Source organism: Undibacterium sp. Ji22W, assembly GCF_049340305.1.
In the GTDB taxonomy this organism is placed as follows: domain Bacteria; phylum Pseudomonadota; class Gammaproteobacteria; order Burkholderiales; family Burkholderiaceae_D; genus Undibacterium.
The window spans coordinates 1,196,595-1,213,094 of the sequence record NZ_JBMPOU010000002.1; the positions used below are offsets into that span (position 1 = coordinate 1,196,595).

Sequence of the window (16,500 nt, forward strand, 5' to 3'; positions counted from 1 at the left end):
CGATTGTAAGACCTGACCCAGTTTTTCCTTGACCCCGTTTTTCCTTCCTAAATCTTAAGTCCTAAGTATTAGTCTTCTTTTCGCTCACAGAATAAGAGAAATCCAAATCTCATTTCGACGCAAAAATGGTAAAGAAAATGGCGCGTTGTAGCGTGAGAAAATAGGCTCTCCCTCCATTTTTAATCCAGCCTCACCCACAGACTTTTTAAGCAAGCTTAATTTTTCTTCGTAGAGAGATTGAGACCAGGTTCCAGAATAGGTAATCACCGCATAGGTTTTTGCTGGCATCTCCCGTAATTTCACTTTCGGATTATTCGGCTCTGGTAAGGTATCCATCGTGAATTCTCTCGGCATCGCGAATTGAACCAAATAGCCGTCATCAGTTGCAGTCTGCGACACTGGTGCGGTCATTGCTATTTTTATTGGCACGGGTGTTTGCGAGACTGGTGCCGTCATCTCGATTTTTTTGCTCCCCTTATTTTTACCAAAGATATAACCACCTAAATATTCAAACGCGGTATTTCCAGCTTTCTCAGCTGGCCCGGGTACAATGACTTCGGCCACTAAATAGGCTTGGTACTTTCTAATTTCAAATTGTGGATAGCGTTTAACTACCTCAAAAGTAGGCTCTTCAATCGCAAATGCATTCATTGCAACACCCCAAAAAACTATTAAACCAACTAGTAAATTTTTCATTTGATCTCTCCTGATTTTTTCCATTTTAAGATAGTACTTGAATAGAAATTTATTTGTCAGACGCCCGACGCCAAAGTGCTAAGCGGACAATTTAAATACCTCTAAATGCAAACATCAGCGCTGCTATCGGTTTTACCTAAACACATGCGGGGTCACTTCTAACATCAATACATTCATCAACAACCTAGCTTAAGCTAAGCAAATGGCGAGACCTTTACGATTAGAATTTGCTGGAGTGGTATATCACGTAATCGCAATGCCGCAATAGTCGTAGCCTACTAATCAGGTGCCTACACGATGGTGGAAACGCGCACTATTTTGATGTGCATTACATGACGGTGGGCGGAGCGGCGGAAGGGGGATTTTCAAAGCGTGGGGGCAAGTCTTGACATAACACTTTAATGATCTAACCAAAGTGCTTGAACTCAAATCTAGGGTCAGGCCTACATTTGACATTCACCCGCCATCATTCTTTATTTATCAACCAATAAATCAACGGGAAAGCGAAATGGCGAAGTCTTTCGGAATGAATTTTCCAGAGCGTTGTAACGTGTCACAGCTCGAGGTAAGGCTCGGCCCCCATTCTGCTCATGACTTTCGTTACGTTCATTTTTTTGAATATTTTAGGACTTACGCAAAACAGACGTTTGTGGCGTTGCGGTCCCTTGCAGGGCGCGATAGCACAGGCATGTGCTATCTGTTTCGTGGGCAAGCGGCTTGCTGCTTGAATTCCCCACTACACCCTCGCCGTACAAGTAGCCTATCTTCGGCGACGCGCCCTCGATTCAAGCATTCGAGGGCAGGCTTTAGCTAGCGCTATTTTGCGTAAGTCCTCTATTTGAAAGGATCAGTCTGCCAAATTGAGAAGTTCCAGTCTTTCTTTTGCAAGAAGATATCTTGCGCGGACATCGTCAATTTGCTGTTGCGTTAATTTCTTACCATAGGTACGAAGCCCACCTTCGGTATCGTTATGATGAATTCCCATTGCAAGCTTAAGGTATTCCATAAGCAAAGGCTGAGCATCAAGATAGGATATGGAATTGAGAGCCCGAGAAATTTTGTTTGCCTCAGCCCATTCTCCTTTTAAAACATGCTCTTGCATCGTGATACTTGCTTTGGGGAAGATAGTACCTACACCTGTAATTCCACCGCATGCTCCAGCAAGTCCTGCATGCACAGTGACGGAGTCAACACCTGCCAAAATTTTTAGATCTTCGTTCTCTAACATCAGCGTTTCAATCGTCGAAACATCGAGAGTCGATATTTTAAGAGCAGCGACTTCAGGTAGCGCAGAAAGTCTTCTAAGCAGATCTGTTGACAGTGCATGATATCCGGCTGCATCAGGATTGTTATACGGCATAATTGTTATACCTACTCTTTTTGCAGTGGCTGCAGCAAGCGCATAGTAGGCATACATTTCTTCATCGGAAGGCGTTGCCTTGGTTTTTGGCGGCATGACCATGACGGTATCAACCCCAACCGCTGCAAGCCCTTCGATGATTGTCGCAAGCTCTTCTTTGGTTTCAGCTGCAGCGCCACTGATCAAAGGAACATCGGCTTCTTTAGCAACGTCAGATAGGGATTTCAGTAAAGCGAGACGCTGTTCGTGACTCAGATAACTATTTTCACCCAGAGTACCAGAAGCGACTAATCCACCAAATCTGCTTCCGCCCTTACCCTGAGCTTTTAAAACAGATACGGCTTGCTTTTTTGTTATATCAAAGTCAATTTCAAGGGCACCGGATTCTGACTCTTTGAGCCATGTAAACACGGCCGGCATAACCGTATATCGCCAATCTTTACTATTTGTTTCCATCATATTTCCTATTATCTAAAAACTTTATTGTATAAATTGCACAAAAAAATCATGAATTAAACCACCTTTGGCAAAGCTGGAGGCTTGTTGGCTTACGCCACCAAAGGGCTTAAGTTAACACTCAAAGCCTATTGGATCCCAAAAGTTGCTAAACATCGGTTGATCCCTGAGCGCATCATTTTTCTTTTGACTTCGGATAGTTTCAATAACCCTACTGTTGAAAAAAATACCTTCTGGCGCAAAACTTCTCTCCATTGATTTGTGCTGCCTAGCTCTGAAGTTTTTGCTATCGAGATCGCACTTTTATCTTGTATATCAGAACAAGCGCAGAACAAGCGCAGAACAACAGACACCCACTCATCATATTTCCTTTAACCAAGAAAGATAGGAAATTAAACCAACACAATCAGCATGTTGTAAGTATACCGTTAATATATTAACGCATTTAGCCGAAATATCCTACCCCAATCGCCTGATCGTAAGTGTAAGTTCAACCCAAAAAAAATTTGAAGACATCTAATCCAAAAAGCCATAAAAATAAAACAAGCATAAGCTTGCCATTTCTGCAAATCACAATCCAAGCTTAATTAAACTGATACTCTCTTTGGACGCAATTACTCAATCAATTCATTCAGAGCACGGGGTCACCCATTAGCCCCGGTAGTCAAGAAGTCGAACCAAATACTCGCAAATTACCGCGATTAAAATTTTTCCTTTAGCGCCATCACACATTCGTTTCAAAATGCTGTCGTGCCTTTTGCTTCAATGTGTGGCTGCGTGAATCGCACCAGTCAACCATGTGGTTCTAGCGAAAATGGTGTTGCTGTTTTCGCCCAAGTAGTGCCGCTATTCCAGAAGCATCTCAGTACCGCTTTGTGTCCAACGAAATACGAGGATCAAGTCCTGACATGACACATTAATGATTTGACCAAAGTGATTGCGTTAGGCGTAATCTAAGTTATAGAAGAGTAGGCACGAACTTTATGCATGCTTTTTCGATACTATCGTCATGAGTTAAATGTAAGATACGCGCAAGGTTTATTCAACGGGATATTCCTCTTGATAAATCGCCTCCACCTTTTTTAAGAAAGTATTTTTATGCGAGTCATGTATTCAATATTGGCGGGTATTAGCTTGAACATAGCAATGGCAGCAGGGGTTCACGCTGATCAATTGGATGACAAAATTCAAGCCGAAATGAAACGACAAAAAATTCCAGGGGTGAGTTTAGTCGTGGTGAAAGATGGAAGAATAGTGCGTGAAAAAGGCTATGGTTTAGCGAATGTGGAACACCAAGTTCGCGTCAAACCTGAAACGATATTTCAATCGGGTTCGGTCGGTAAGCAATTTACCGCCGCTTTGATTTTATTGTTGGAACAAGATGGCAAACTGTCTCTGAAAGATCCTGTCTCCAAATATCTTTCTAATACGCCGGAAGCGTGGAGGAACATTACGATCGAACATCTCTTGACGCATACCTCAGGTTTGGGTGATCCCTACCAAAAAATCGATTTCCGTAAAGATTATAGTGATCAACAATTGATCGACTTAGAAGCCACCATTCCTATGTTATTTCAACCGGGCGAACGTTGGTCGTATAGTAATATGGGCTATCACTTACTTGGTTTTATCTGCAATGAGGCGGGTGGGAAATTCTATGGTGATCAACTACGCGAACGCATTTTTCAACCTTTAGGCATGAGTACCCGCATCATTAATGAACGCGACATCATCATGCATCGCGCTGCTGGGTATGATCTGGTAAAAGGGGAATGGAAAAACCAAGAATGGGTCTCGCCAAAACTAAACACGACAGCCGATGGTAGCTTGTATTTAACGGCACGTGATTTAGCCAAATGGGACATTGCGCTCATGGGAAATTCACCTCTGAACGAAGCGCAAAAACGCGCTAGTTGGACGCCCGTAAAACTCAATGATGGTAAGACGCATCCCTACGGATACGGTTGGGAGATTGTGCAGGTGAATGGGCACAAAAAAATAGAGCATGGCGGCGCATGGCAGGGTTTCACCACGTCGATTGATCGTTACGTCGACGATAAACTGAGCGTTATCGTATTGACCAATCGCTCTGGCAGTAGTCCTCAAAAAATTGCCAACATCGTTGCCGCTGACTATGTGCCGGGCTTAAAAGTAGAACCACCAAAAGCGATAAAGGATCCAGAACCCGTTCTGACAAAACATCTTCAAACGATAGTCCAACAAATTAGCGACGGCAGCATACAAGCGGCAGTTTTTGATGAAAAAATGGCGGCATTCTTATTTCCAGATCTCATCAAAGAAGCAGGAGGAAAATTAAAAGCCTCAGGTAGTTTAGATCGACTCGAATTATTAAGCAGAGAAGTCGATGGTGAAATGAAACGCCTACGCTATCGGCTTGTTTTCAAAAAAGATAGGTACATTATGAATTTCAGAATCAATGCTGAAGGAAAAATCGCAGGAGCAGGATATCACTTAGAGTAGATCGATAGGAGTAGGCACGGGGACATGGCATTGTGGGCAAATGTAAAGCCCGACCTGTCGATCGTGTGCCCCGTCAATTGTGCCGACCTTGAACTTAGGGTTTGCTGTCTAAGAAGTAAATCTTATTGCGGCCTGTGGCTTTGGCTTGGTACATCGCTTGATCGGCTAATTTGATGATGTCGATGTCATTGTTTTGCAGGTGGCGCAGGAGGGCGACGCCGATGCTGGCGGTGCAGTGGTGTTGAATGCTGGTTTTTTTGTGCGCGTTTGGAATGCTGATTTGATAGGGCGCGGATAAGGATGCGAGTATTTTTTCTGCGATGCTGCAAGCTAGCTGTTCGGCTTGCGTTAGCTCGGCATCTAAGTCGCTGAGGATCACCACAAATTCATCACCACCGAAGCGCGCTACGGTATCGACTTCGCGTACGCAGAGGCTGATGCGTTGCGCTACTTCTTGCAGCAATAAATCGCCCGCGTTGTGACCATATTCATCATTGAGTGGTTTGAAATTATCGAGATCGATGAACAGCACGGCGGCAAAACGTTGATGACGTTTACAAGCGGCTTTGGTTTGTTCTAGCCTGTCGTTGAGTAGGCTACGATTAGGCAGGCCAGTGAGCGCATCATAGAAGGCCATACGTTCCACTTTTGATTCTATCCGTTTGCGTTCGATGGCGATGCTGGCAAGCTGTGCCGATTGTTCAATGATGTAGACATCCAAATCAGCGAGTGCATTTCTTTCTCGGTGGTAGATGGCGAAGGTTCCCAATATTTGGAAATCAGATGAGAGTATCGGTTGCGACCAACATGCGCCCAAACCTGCTTGTGCTGCTAGTTCGGCATACGGCACCCAGTAAGCATGGCTGGCGATATCGTCCACCACCACACGCTGACCTAAAAATGCAGCCGTTCCACATGAGCCAGCGCCCAAACCTATCGCTATGCCATTGATGGCTTGGTTGTAGAAGCTAGGTAAACTGGGGGCGACGCCATCCACCAGATGTTTGCCTTCTTTATCGAGCAATAAGATGCTACATAGGATGTCGGTATGCAGTTGCTCAACACCACGCACGATGGCTTCTAAAACGCTGGGTAAGGGGGTATTTTTGGATAGCAGTTCCAAGGTGGAGCTGCGAAATTTCTCGTATTTCTCCATTTGTTTGCGTTTGGTGATGTCGTGCGAAATACCTAAAATACCGATGAGCTTGCCGTCGGCATTGTGTAAAGGTGTTTTACTGGTTTCGACTAGCTCGCGGTGTCCGTCATTGGCAAAACTTATCCATTCTTCGTTGATGTTTAGGCCGCCTTTTTGCATGGCTAAGAGGTCGTTGGCGCGGAAGGAATCTGCGAGTTCTTTGCTGACAAAATCGTAGTCGGTACGACCAATGATGTCTTTTTCCAAAGCACCAAAAAATTGTTCGAAGCGCTCGTTACAAGCAAGATAAACACCATCGGCATCTTTCAGCCAAATCAATGCGGGCAGTGCTTGAAGTATGGCTCGCAGATTATCTTCTGTGAAATTCGCCAGCGAGAGCATTTGTTTGTTCATACATTTCCAGACTGAGTATCCTTGTCCATTTTGATGATGTATTTCAAGCGAACTAACTACAGAACTGCCTCTTTAAATTCACAATTTATCTCACGATTCTATTGAATTACTGAACGAAATTATTTAATTCGCATAGTTAAAGAATGAGGATTATCTCAATGAATACGTTCTATCTTAAACCTATAAGCCTTTAAAACACGTGAAGTATCGCAATAAACAGACACATTGAGAATGCTGGCGTTGGTGTGATTTCTGTTGCTATTGTCATGTTGGTGTAGAAATTTCTAGTGATGAAATTAAGAGCAAGGCCGAGGAACAAGTCTTGATATGACATACAGGCGGAGTGCATTTGAAGTGTGAAATATAATCTCCCCTGGTTGTATATTAGATACCTGCCAGCAACCATTCCAGTGCCGCAGGGAACCTGCGTGACCAATCGACTTCGCAATGTCGGCCCAGATCATCCTTTACCAACTTAAGATTTTCCGGTTTAAATCCCTGCTTGAGCAGCAAACTATTTAACTGTTCGATCTGATCGTAATTGCCATATTCCATCTGTCCAATATCAAAATAGACTTTGCTATTGCCACTATTTTTGTGTTTTTTGATGGCTTCGAATAACACATTTTTCCCGTCCATATCTTCAATGGCTAACGCTGGTGAAAATGCGGCGGTAAAACCAAAGGTGTCGCTGTGCTCCAGCGCGGCATAAATGGCCATTAACCCACCCAGGGAACTGCCCGCCAAACCGGTGGCAGCGGGTTGTGGATCGGTGCGGTAGTTGCTGTCGATAAACGGTTTCAGAGTGTCCTTAATTGCGCGAATGGTTAATTCACCTTGGCCTTTGCTAGCCTTGCCATCGCGGTCTTTAAAATCCCAGGGGTTGTATTCAGCCCAGCGTTGGGCGCTATTTGGCACCGCCACCACAATGATCTCGGCCAACGTTCCCTTGGTAGTTAGCTCTTCCAGTTGTTCATCAATACGCCATTCATCGCTGTGTGCTGAGTGGGCATCAAAAATATTTTGACCATCCAACATATATAAAACCGGGTAGGTTTTTTTGGCATTTAGTTGGTAAGACTTGGGCAGGTAAACGTGTATGTCACTGCTGCGGGCAAATTGTGGCAGAGTAAAATCTTTATGCTGTACTATGTTGCCGCTTAAACTCGGCGCGGCTTTTGTTAGGGGTTTGTCACCGGTCCAGAGCGGAATATGCACATTGATTTTGGCGGCGCCGCCTGTGTTTTGATGCAGATAAATGCACTGGCTTTTAGCCATTTCGTTGGCGGGCATCCATTGCCAGTTTTTGTTTTTTACCAAGGTGAAAAATACATTTTTTTCAGTGACTGGAATTGTGGCGCTTAGTGTCCCGTTTTCGGTTTTAAGTTCATACGCCTTTTCTCCATCCAGTGCCCACTCATTAAAACTGCCCACCACGTGAATCGGCTCGCTGGCAGTGTAATTGGCTGGTGGTATTACCTTGATCGTTAATGTGTCTGCTGCTAGGTTTTTGACTGCGCATCCACTTAGAGCCAAAAGAGTAGCTATTGCCAGGGTGATTTTGGTATTCATCATTTTTATTATTTTCCTTAATCGTTGTGTTTGCGATTGTGGTTGAGACTTACATAGGGCGATTATAAATGGGTTTTGTTGTTCGAAGACCGAAGAAAATTTGCCAACATGTCTTTTTTAGAGCGCAAGCGCGAGGTCAGTCCATACATTTGACATTCATCCACTAGCATCCTAGATGTATCTGTAAATAATTCAGAGGGAGAGTGAGATGGCGAGGCCGTTACGTTTCGCGTATTGAGTTTGCGGGTGTGTTGACCATGTTACTGCGAGCGATAATGCGCGAGTGAATGTTGATGGTAATGACGATGATCGCCAGCGCTTTTTATCTCTGCTAAAAACCGCAGTAGATCGCTTTGACTGGCATTGCCATGCCTACTGCCTGATGCCTAATGGACAATCACTATCATCTCTTGATTGAGACAAATCGCGCCAGTGTGTCTGACGGTATGAAATTGCTGAATGGCTCTTATACCCAATATGTCAATCGGCAGTATCAACGGGTAGGCCATGTTTTTCAGGGAGGATTTAAAGCGATCTTGGTGCAAAGAGCGATTGTGTGCCAACTCAATTTAAATTCGCCTTGAGGATTCGGTATGTATCGCATCGCTTTCTTATCCATCGATAGTTGAGGATAGCTCGATCATTGCGAGATCAAAGTGTCAGGATAATGCCACGCACACATTTGTGGTTTCTCATCATCTGTCAGACTTTATAGGTCAGCCAAAAAAGGCGGCACGCACGAGTTTTGCGTCAAACTCAGTTCGCCGCGATGCTGATAGCGGTCGGTGTCTGCGCTTGCGGCGTCGATGTGGTGTCTGACAGAGTGTCGATATGCCAATCATCGCCAAATAATTCTACAGGATGGGCGGTGCGATCCGAACCATTGCCACAAGCCAGTGCGTCGGCCGCACAATAACGATCACACCCCCAACATAAACGTTCGGGATGAGCGGGATGTAAAGGAAATTTCTTGATCAGATGCATGTCAGTACTCTGGCACTGAATTTCTGCTTTGACCATACGCGTAATCGATAGCCCTGCATTTTTTTGACGCAGGACAAGAAAATCACTATCACAGTGCTGCTTTCGCTTGCTTTCCACAAGAGGTATTCAACAATCGCCATTTCAGCTCTCTCAACGAGGCGCGCGTATGAAGACCAGCTTTTATCTCGATGATTTTCGTAGCCTATTGCGAGGCTTCGCGCCGTCTGCCAATAAGATCGGCTGGCGCGAACGATGGCGTGCTAGTTTGGGCGCACTGTGTGGCTTACTTTGCGCTAGTTGGTTCAGCTATTTACTATTCGGATGGAATGGTATCCCGCTACTGATTGCGCCGATGGGAGCAAGTGCGGTCTTGATTTTCAGTTTTCCTTCAAGCCCGTTGGCGCAACCCTGGCCCGTCATCGTCGGTAATAGCGTCTCTGCCTTAGTGGGTATCGCTTGTGCGCAATTGTTACATAGTCTGCCAGCGACAGCGACAGCGACAGCGGCACTGGCAGTGGGCTTGGCAATACTCGCTATGTTTATGCTGCGCAGCCTCCACCCTGCGGGAGGTGCTATCGCATTGCTCGCAGTGATGGGCGGTCCTTCCATCACCACGCTTTCGTGGCACTACGCACTTGCGCCTGTGGCGCTGCAATCGCTCAGTTTGGTCTTGTGCGCAGTGTTTTTTCACAGATTTCTGGGAACGCAATATCCGCAGCAAGCGACTAATGCGAACAACATGCATCGCACCGGTGATCCAGCAATTGGCAGCAGACTAGGCGTTGCCGATGCGGACCTTGATGCTGCCTTGGCGCGCCATGGTAAATTACTCGACATCAGTCGCGTCGATTTACGCGAGCTCATCACACTCAGCGAAATCCAAGTCCACCAACGTCATCATGGCCTCATACGCTGTCGCGATATCATGTCGCGTCACATCGTCACGGTCGAATTCGAAACCCCATTAGAACATTGCTGGCAATTGTTACGCACACATAAAATCGGTAGCCTACCAGTGCTCGATCAAGCCGATGCTGTGATCGGCGTGATCAGTCTCATCGATTTTCTCAAACATGCAGGGCTCGATGTTTACCACGATTTTGACCTGCGCTTGCGGCAAGTTCTAGATCAAGCACGCGACATCAGTGGCAGCTCCGCCCAAGTTGTCGGACACATTATGAGCGCGAACCCGATCACGGCATCGATGGACAGCAATATTCTTGAATTGGTGACGCTGTTCAGTGACCGCGGCTTGCATTCTATTCCCGTGGTCGACAATCGCCAGAAATTGTGCGGCATCGTCACCCAATCTGATCTCATCGCTGCGCTCTATAACATGCAAATGCAGCAAATGCAGCAAATGCAGCAAATGCAGCAACCGTAGCAAAAGCAGCAACCTTAGCAAAAGCAGGATATCGATACCGCTCCGACGCCTTGATCAACTTAGCGGTCTAACTCCATTTAAGTCACCGCACCACCCAGGCCGGAAGGTCGAGGGTCAAGTCTTGATATGACACATTAGTGATTTGATTACGGTGTTGAGTGTGGCGTAAAGTAAGTCGTAGATTGTAAGCACGATCATTGTTCCAGCTCTTTCTAATTTGTATGTATTGGCCGTGACGCTAATTTTGCGTGAGATATGGTGATGTTGCATAACAAGACTTGACCCTATTTTTTTGACCCTATTTTTTATGCACGTTAAACCGTCACGTTTTACGACTCAAACCACCTCAACTATCTAAGGACTTCGCGAATGAAGAAATTTTCTGTTGCCTTGCTTTTTTTGTTTCATCTCGCGGCGTTTCCCGCATTGGCCGCCGACGCTCCTGCAAGTGATGCGTCGATTAAGCGACTGATTGAAATTATCAACTCAAAGAAGATGTTGGACGGTGTCATGTCGCAAATGGATGCAATGATGAAGCCTTCTATGCAGCAAGCATTAGCGGGTCAAAAAATGACTGCGGAACAGGAGACTGTCTTGCTCGAGATGCAGAAAGAGCTCACCACATTATTGAAAAATGAGATGACATGGGAAACGCTTGAACCTATGTTCCTTGAGATTTACAAAAAGAGTTTTACTCAAAAAGAGATCGATGGCATGCTCAGTTTCTATCAATCGCCAGCAGGTCAAGCGGTGATCAAAAAGATGCCTTTGGTGATGCAAATGACCATGCAAATGATGGAGAACCGCATGGCAGTACTGATTCCGAAGTTAGAGAAAATTAGTGCTGAGAGTGTAGAGAAATTGAAAAAGGTCTCAGAGCAACCGAAAGGCTAAGAAGTCGCTCGACATGAAGCGACACCAAGTAGAATCGAATCATTTCATTAGACAGTCCGTGGTTAGTTCTAAATATAAAACTTTTTGAAGATCGAGCAAAGTGGAGGGTAGAGTCGAGACAGGACACATTTCGAAATGAACGGAATCAGTTTGTACCCGGATTTAACGTCTAGCTTCCGCTATTTTATAAGTCAACAAATATGAACACCAAACCATTCATCACACAAAAAATCTCAGGCGATTCCGCCATCGCCGCCTTGATGCAACAACGAAACAGCTATCCTCAATCTGGTGATTATCCCTTCTTGACCGGTGAAGCCGACGATGTCGAGCGACTTCAGGAAGCGGCGGAATATAACGAGCAAACAGTCGACGAGATTCTTCAGGAAGCAGCACAGTTTGATGTGGCGGCATGGTTGCAAGAACGGCGTGCCGAAGCCGAAGAATATGAATTCAACGAAGACGACACGCTAGGCGATTGGCCTGGCGACATTGCTGAGAAAGGCGCGATCTCACTGCATCGTGATATCTTGACGAGCGAGGTGAGGCCTGAGGTCTACTTAGGCTCAGCAAGAATAGCGCAGCCTTGGCATCTCCCTGCCGCCTTAAAGTTTGGTGGATGGAATGATTGCCCTGATCCGGTAGTGCACTGCGCGATGCATCAACACTGGCAAGAAGAATTCGGCGCAGAAATCGTCGGCGTCTCAGGCGACGTGATCGAGTGCATCGTCAAAAATCCCCCACGCGACAAAGAAACTGCAATCAAACTCGCATGGCAGCAATATTGGTATTGCACGGATATCGTCGATCAAGGCTGCGAAACCATCGCCAACCTCGCCGCGACGCTGTTGAATGCTGAGGTTTGGTATTTTTGGTGGGATTGAGGGTTTTTAGAGCGGTCTGAAATCTAGCTTAATCATACGCGACCATTTTGTTGAGGCAAGGAGGCAGTTCTAACTTCGCGATATTAGCGACGAACAGTTTCCATGTTCTTACTGTCCCCATTCTTTTGCACCCGACTTACACGCCGTACGCAAAACACCACATGTTCGACTTCATAGCGCATGACCAAACCAGATTTTGCTCCTTGTACTTGTCAGAAAGCCTATCGACTTTTTTTCACCAGTTTCATTGAGTTAAAGTCCAAATGTGCAATGCGACCATCTTGATCTCTGACGAGTTTTAATTGAAATCCATTTTCCAGTGCGATCAGTTCATCATTGGCGAGCAGCACGATTTCTGTCTTTGATAAATACTTCGCTGCTTCGATCATGAGTTTTCCGTTTTCCTGTGTGATGAACAGCGTTGGTGGTTTGTCGGTTGGTGACATTGGCGGTAATGGATACGCGCCCAACAATTGTTCCACTGTGCTTGGAGTCAGTGCGATGGGCTCGATTTCGCGGGTTTCGTACCCTGGCCAGTGATATTCTTTTGCAAGAGAACTGAGTATTTGGCGATAGATCAACGAGCCACCTTCGCCATTGCTCATCACCACCGCGCCGCGACCAAGGGCGGGGAAATAAGCGACAAAACATCGGTATCCTTCGTTACTGCCCCCATGCTGAAAATACTTGGCGTCTCCTGAATCGCCTACCATGGGGCCCAAACCAGACGATGCCTTTTGTTCGGTGAGCATCTCGGTGGCCATCTTTTGTGACAGTATCTTTGTTGATTTTCCAGACCTTGCCTCGGTGACTTCGATTGCCCACTTGGTCAAGTCGGTCGGTGTTGTCCACAGCCCTGCCGCCGCTAATTCGGGATAAGTATGCCAGCGGCCTGGAATTCGTTTGCCTTCGTCATCGTGTCCGGTAGCTGCGAGCGCTTGCTTGGCTTTGGATAGAGGTTGTTCATAGGCGCTATGTTGCATGCCGATAGGCCCAAGCACGAGTCTTTGCATCAGTGCGGGAAAGGTTTCGCCCGTGGTGTCGACCATCGCTAGTTGCATGATGGTTGTGCCGCCACCGGAGTATTTCCACGTTGACCCCGGTGTCATTTCAACCCGCACCGCTTTGGTGTTGGCAGGCGGTTTGCCATCCAGTATTTGTTGCACGTTCGGCAGCTTTGCGCCACTGACATAACCGGGGAACCCATGCACATTCAGTCCCGCTGAATGCGAAACCAATCGCCGTAATGTTACCGGCTCGGTTTTGGTGAATTCGTTGTCGGGTAATTGCCAAGTTTTGAGAAAAGTATTGACGGGTGCATCGAGCGAGAGCTTACCTTGCTGGACCAAGCTGAGCATCGCGGTGGCTGAGACGGGTTTGCTGATGGATGCGGCTTGAAACAAAGTATTGGGCGTGACGGCATCTTTGCTACCGGCTGTCTTGACACCAAAACCCTGTGCCCAAACGAGTTTGCCGTCATGAACTACAGCAATCGATACGCCAGGCACCTTATATTTTGCCATGCTGTCCGCTAGCGTGTGATATTTTACCGGCGCGCCTTTGATCACGACCGTCTGCGTTAGTGTGCTCGTGACACGCTTAATTTGTTCATCGACCGATCGGGCGCTAACGTTTGCTCCTGCGATCGTCAAGAGTAGGAGTGCTGCTGATTGTGAAAGTCGCGAAGCTTGCATAGTTTTGTTCTCCTGTTGTTGGAATTGACGAGAGTATCGCACAACTTTTTGGCAAGTAAGGAGATATGAATATGATGTGATTTGATGCGAACGGATAGGCTAGATCAAACATTGCCGAGAGGCGGGCGGTCTATTAAACCAACGCTAAGAAAAGATTCTGCATCGCAATGGGCACTATTACTCTTTAACAAAATTTAGTGCCCATTCACGCATGCGATGTCAAATTCAAGAACCATAACGTATCAACAGAGCCGCCAAGGCCGCCGTCATTGGCGCTTTTTGTTCTGAGGTGAGCCCGGCATTAAGCCATGCGCGTCCAGGTGTGTTGGCGAGCTCAATGGCGCCACGGTTACCGTTGCCATCATCGATTCTAAACCCGTAGATTTCGGGGATACGTGTGCGGTCAGGGTGGGGATTGCCGTACGAGTAAGCTCGAATGGCGTAAGGCGTTTGATTTATCACGAGCTGTCCTACAGGCGTATCCATTTCTGCCATTAAGTTCAGTGTCGCAGCGCCTTGCAGACTTTGCATTTCGCAATTCATGCTGCTTTTTTGGGAGACTCCGTCAATACCAAACAAACGCACCACGCTTCCTTCTGCGCGAATGTGGCAACGGACGTCCCAACGGGTTTGCGCATCGGTGAGGCTAAAGCGAAAATCGGTCTTACTACTGGTTTGAGAATACAAGCCGAGCTGAGAACTCGAACTGGAAGTACTGCCTTTTTTGATGCCAGTAATCGCGTAGTTGCCAATCTCGAAATAGCCATCCGCAAACAGATTATTGATTTTTTGGCGCTGTTTCACCATCAGTACGTGGCTGCCGTTGGCAATGTCTTGCGGCACGGTTTCCTGAACGCGAACCAAAGGCAGTTGCTGACAGGCGCTCAACCCTAAACTAGCGATAATGCTTAAGCTGGCGAGTCTGACGAAGCGAGAACGAGTGGGTGAGTGCGTTTTCATGGTGTGTCCTAGTGGGTGGATGTGTGCACAGCTGGATTGCTGAATCGATGTATGAGTAATGCGGTGAATGCAGTGTGAGCAAAAGCCTTCGACCAAGCACCAAACAATTCGCAAGTGTCATCGAAACAGAGACAAAGTACTGCAAAATAGCACCTCAAAATCAGCCAAAAAACATGTCAACCGAATCGCCAGTGAGCAAAATAGGGGGCGTAAGTCTTGAGATACTTTGGGCGGCAAACGGCAAACTGCAATGATGAAAATAGTGGCGATGCAAAGCTTCGTCCTCGGCTCTCTCAAAAATTGAAACCTCAGAAAGTCAGAGAAAGTCTGAGAGAGCCTGACAAATCACTGCACTTCATTCCCCAGTATGTGCAGAATGCAACCTCCTTTTTGCACACTATCGCTCTCCAACTTCAGCCAAGGCTTTCTCTTGTTAAGCTAACATCCTTTCATCATTGGGGAGACTGAACATGAAAAAATCTTTGTTAGCGTTGGCGTGCTTCGCCAGCTTTTGCCACACGGCCGTCCACGCACAAACTGCCGACTTTGATCCGCGTACGTGGAAAAAAGAGGTACATGGTAAGGCCACGCAAGTATTGGTATTGGGATCACCGCACTTGAGCGCCTATGGCGATAGGCTGAGCCGAGCGCATTTGTCCGGTTTGCTCGATCGATTGGCGCAATACAAGCCCGATATCATTACGATAGAAGCATTGTCTGGTGAACAGTGCGAGTTTGTGCGTGTCAATGCGGTTACGCATCCTGATGTGTATAAGGATTATTGCTGGGACCCCACGCCCGCGCAAAAAGCGATCGGCCTGGGCTTGCAAGAGGCGCTGGTAGAAATTCAAACAACACTACAGGCGTGGTCGCAACAGCCTGCGATGACGCCGAGCGCTGCACAACGGCGCCGACTAGTCGCGGTATTTTTGGCGGCAAATGATCGCGCTTCTGCCTTGGTACAGTGGTTGCGACTTGATGCGAATGACCGTAAGGCGGCTGACGGTATTGTGGACACTATGCTGAAATTCTTAAATCGTGAGACGCCAAAATACAATGAGAATTATGAGGTCGCCGCAGTGTTGGCAGCTAGGCTTGGGCTGGAACGGGTGTATGCAACTGATGATCATACCGCCGATGATATTACGGATAAAGCGGGTCCCAAATTTGGCGACGCCTTGCAAGATATGTGGAGCAAGATCAATATCCCAGAGAAAAAAGAAGCGCTGGCTTTGGAAGCCAAGTTGAATTCGTCAGAAGACGTGTTGAACTTGTATCGCTACTTTAATGATCCAGTGAAGTTGCGGGCATTTATTGGTGCGGACTTTGGGGGCGGGATCAAACACGCAACGCCTGAACTTTACGGACGGCAGTATGTCGCTTGGTGGGAAACACGTAACCTGCGTATGGTTGCGAATATTCGCAGTGCATTTGGCAATCAACCGGGGGCAAAAGTCTTGACGGTCGTTGGCTCTTCACATAAGCCTTACTTCGATGCGTATTTAGAGATGATGCACGAGGTGCAGCTGGTGGATGCTGCTAAGTTGCTTAAATAGCCTGCCATGCACGGAGACAAGCCAGATCGA

13 protein-coding genes are annotated in these 16,500 nt (G+C 46.7%); 6 read left to right on the forward strand and 7 right to left on the reverse strand.

Annotated elements, in window-relative coordinates; genetic code table 11:
- Positions 1-84: 84 nt before the first annotated feature.
- The gene (locus ACO0KW_RS11890) at positions 85-720 is read right to left on the reverse strand and encodes an SOUL family heme-binding protein (RefSeq protein ID WP_423053285.1); all 636 of its coding nucleotides are present in this window, start codon (positions 718-720) and stop codon (positions 85-87) included.
- An 823-nt stretch (positions 721-1,543) separates the two neighbouring features.
- A complete protein-coding gene (locus tag ACO0KW_RS11895) occupies positions 1,544-2,515 on the reverse strand; it encodes a dihydrodipicolinate synthase family protein (protein ID WP_423053286.1) in 972 nt (323 codons plus the stop codon).
- Positions 2,516-3,619: 1,104 nt separating this feature from the next.
- Between ACO0KW_RS11895 and ACO0KW_RS11900 the strand changes: the two genes are divergently transcribed.
- On the forward strand, positions 3,620-4,993 hold the full coding sequence (locus ACO0KW_RS11900; protein WP_423053287.1) for a serine hydrolase domain-containing protein: 1,374 nt from the start codon (positions 3,620-3,622) through the stop codon (positions 4,991-4,993).
- Positions 4,994-5,087: 94 nt separating this feature from the next.
- Here ACO0KW_RS11900 and ACO0KW_RS11905 read toward each other — a convergent pair whose 3' ends face one another.
- The gene (locus tag ACO0KW_RS11905) at positions 5,088-6,542 is read right to left on the reverse strand and encodes a diguanylate cyclase (RefSeq protein WP_423053288.1); all 1,455 of its coding nucleotides are present in this window, start codon (positions 6,540-6,542) and stop codon (positions 5,088-5,090) included.
- 384 nt (positions 6,543-6,926) lie between these two features.
- Positions 6,927-8,117 (reverse strand): alpha/beta hydrolase, encoded by a 1,191-nt coding sequence (locus ACO0KW_RS11910; protein ID WP_423053289.1) that lies wholly within the window; start codon positions 8,115-8,117, stop codon positions 6,927-6,929.
- A gap of 386 nt (positions 8,118-8,503) precedes the next feature.
- On the opposite strand from ACO0KW_RS11910, the gene ACO0KW_RS11915 reads away from it, so the two are divergent.
- Positions 8,504-8,698 carry a transposase gene (locus ACO0KW_RS11915; protein WP_423053290.1) on the forward strand — a complete coding sequence of 65 codons (195 nt, stop codon included), beginning with the start codon at positions 8,504-8,506 and terminating at the stop codon, positions 8,696-8,698.
- A gap of 172 nt (positions 8,699-8,870) precedes the next feature.
- Here the strand turns inward: ACO0KW_RS11915 and ACO0KW_RS11920 are convergent, their stop codons facing one another.
- Complete coding sequence (locus ACO0KW_RS11920; RefSeq protein ID WP_423053470.1) at positions 8,871-9,092, reverse strand: DUF3079 domain-containing protein; 222 nt, start codon at positions 9,090-9,092, stop codon at positions 8,871-8,873.
- 172 nt (positions 9,093-9,264) lie between these two features.
- Between ACO0KW_RS11920 and ACO0KW_RS11925 the strand changes: the two genes are divergently transcribed.
- From ACO0KW_RS11925 to ACO0KW_RS11935, 3 genes are all read left to right on the forward strand, one after another.
- Positions 9,265-10,482: an HPP family protein gene (locus ACO0KW_RS11925; protein ID WP_423053291.1), complete on the forward strand. Its 1,218-nt coding sequence runs from the start codon at positions 9,265-9,267 to the stop codon at positions 10,480-10,482.
- A 369-nt stretch (positions 10,483-10,851) separates the two neighbouring features.
- On the forward strand, positions 10,852-11,376 hold the full coding sequence (locus ACO0KW_RS11930; protein WP_423053292.1) for a DUF2059 domain-containing protein: 525 nt from the start codon (positions 10,852-10,854) through the stop codon (positions 11,374-11,376).
- A 200-nt stretch (positions 11,377-11,576) separates the two neighbouring features.
- On the forward strand, positions 11,577-12,260 hold the full coding sequence (locus ACO0KW_RS11935) for a DUF4253 domain-containing protein (protein ID WP_423053293.1): 684 nt from the start codon (positions 11,577-11,579) through the stop codon (positions 12,258-12,260).
- A gap of 221 nt (positions 12,261-12,481) precedes the next feature.
- Here ACO0KW_RS11935 and ACO0KW_RS11940 read toward each other — a convergent pair whose 3' ends face one another.
- Both ACO0KW_RS11940 and ACO0KW_RS11945 read right to left on the reverse strand, forming a co-directional pair.
- Entirely contained in the window at positions 12,482-13,954 is a 1,473-nt protein-coding gene (locus tag ACO0KW_RS11940; RefSeq protein WP_423053294.1) for a serine hydrolase domain-containing protein, read from the reverse strand.
- Positions 13,955-14,179: 225 nt separating this feature from the next.
- The gene (locus tag ACO0KW_RS11945; protein WP_423053295.1) at positions 14,180-14,914 is read right to left on the reverse strand and encodes a hypothetical protein; all 735 of its coding nucleotides are present in this window, start codon (positions 14,912-14,914) and stop codon (positions 14,180-14,182) included.
- A 470-nt stretch (positions 14,915-15,384) separates the two neighbouring features.
- Between ACO0KW_RS11945 and ACO0KW_RS11950 the strand changes: the two genes are divergently transcribed.
- Positions 15,385-16,470 (forward strand): DUF5694 domain-containing protein, encoded by a 1,086-nt coding sequence (locus tag ACO0KW_RS11950; RefSeq protein ID WP_423053296.1) that lies wholly within the window; start codon positions 15,385-15,387, stop codon positions 16,468-16,470.
- The last annotated feature ends 30 nt before the right edge of the window (positions 16,471-16,500 follow it).

Coding starts and splice junctions, on each gene's coding strand:
- ACO0KW_RS11910 (WP_423053289.1), bottom strand. CDS start 8,117: ATGATGAATACCAAAATCACCCTGGCAATAGCTACTCTTTTGGCTCTA.
- ACO0KW_RS11895 (WP_423053286.1), bottom strand. CDS start 2,515: ATGATGGAAACAAATAGTAAAGATTGGCGATATACGGTTATGCCGGCC.
- ACO0KW_RS11945 (WP_423053295.1), bottom strand. CDS start 14,914: ATGAAAACGCACTCACCCACTCGTTCTCGCTTCGTCAGACTCGCCAGC.
- ACO0KW_RS11930 (WP_423053292.1), top strand. CDS start 10,852: ATGAAGAAATTTTCTGTTGCCTTGCTTTTTTTGTTTCATCTCGCGGCG.
- ACO0KW_RS11940 (WP_423053294.1), bottom strand. CDS start 13,954: ATGCAAGCTTCGCGACTTTCACAATCAGCAGCACTCCTACTCTTGACG.
- ACO0KW_RS11935 (WP_423053293.1), top strand. CDS start 11,577: ATGAACACCAAACCATTCATCACACAAAAAATCTCAGGCGATTCCGCC.
- ACO0KW_RS11915 (WP_423053290.1), top strand. CDS start 8,504: ATGGACAATCACTATCATCTCTTGATTGAGACAAATCGCGCCAGTGTG.
- ACO0KW_RS11950 (WP_423053296.1), top strand. CDS start 15,385: ATGAAAAAATCTTTGTTAGCGTTGGCGTGCTTCGCCAGCTTTTGCCAC.
- ACO0KW_RS11900 (WP_423053287.1), top strand. CDS start 3,620: ATGTATTCAATATTGGCGGGTATTAGCTTGAACATAGCAATGGCAGCA.
- ACO0KW_RS11890 (WP_423053285.1), bottom strand. CDS start 720: ATGGAAAAAATCAGGAGAGATCAAATGAAAAATTTACTAGTTGGTTTA.
- ACO0KW_RS11905 (WP_423053288.1), bottom strand. CDS start 6,542: ATGAACAAACAAATGCTCTCGCTGGCGAATTTCACAGAAGATAATCTG.
- ACO0KW_RS11925 (WP_423053291.1), top strand. CDS start 9,265: ATGAAGACCAGCTTTTATCTCGATGATTTTCGTAGCCTATTGCGAGGC.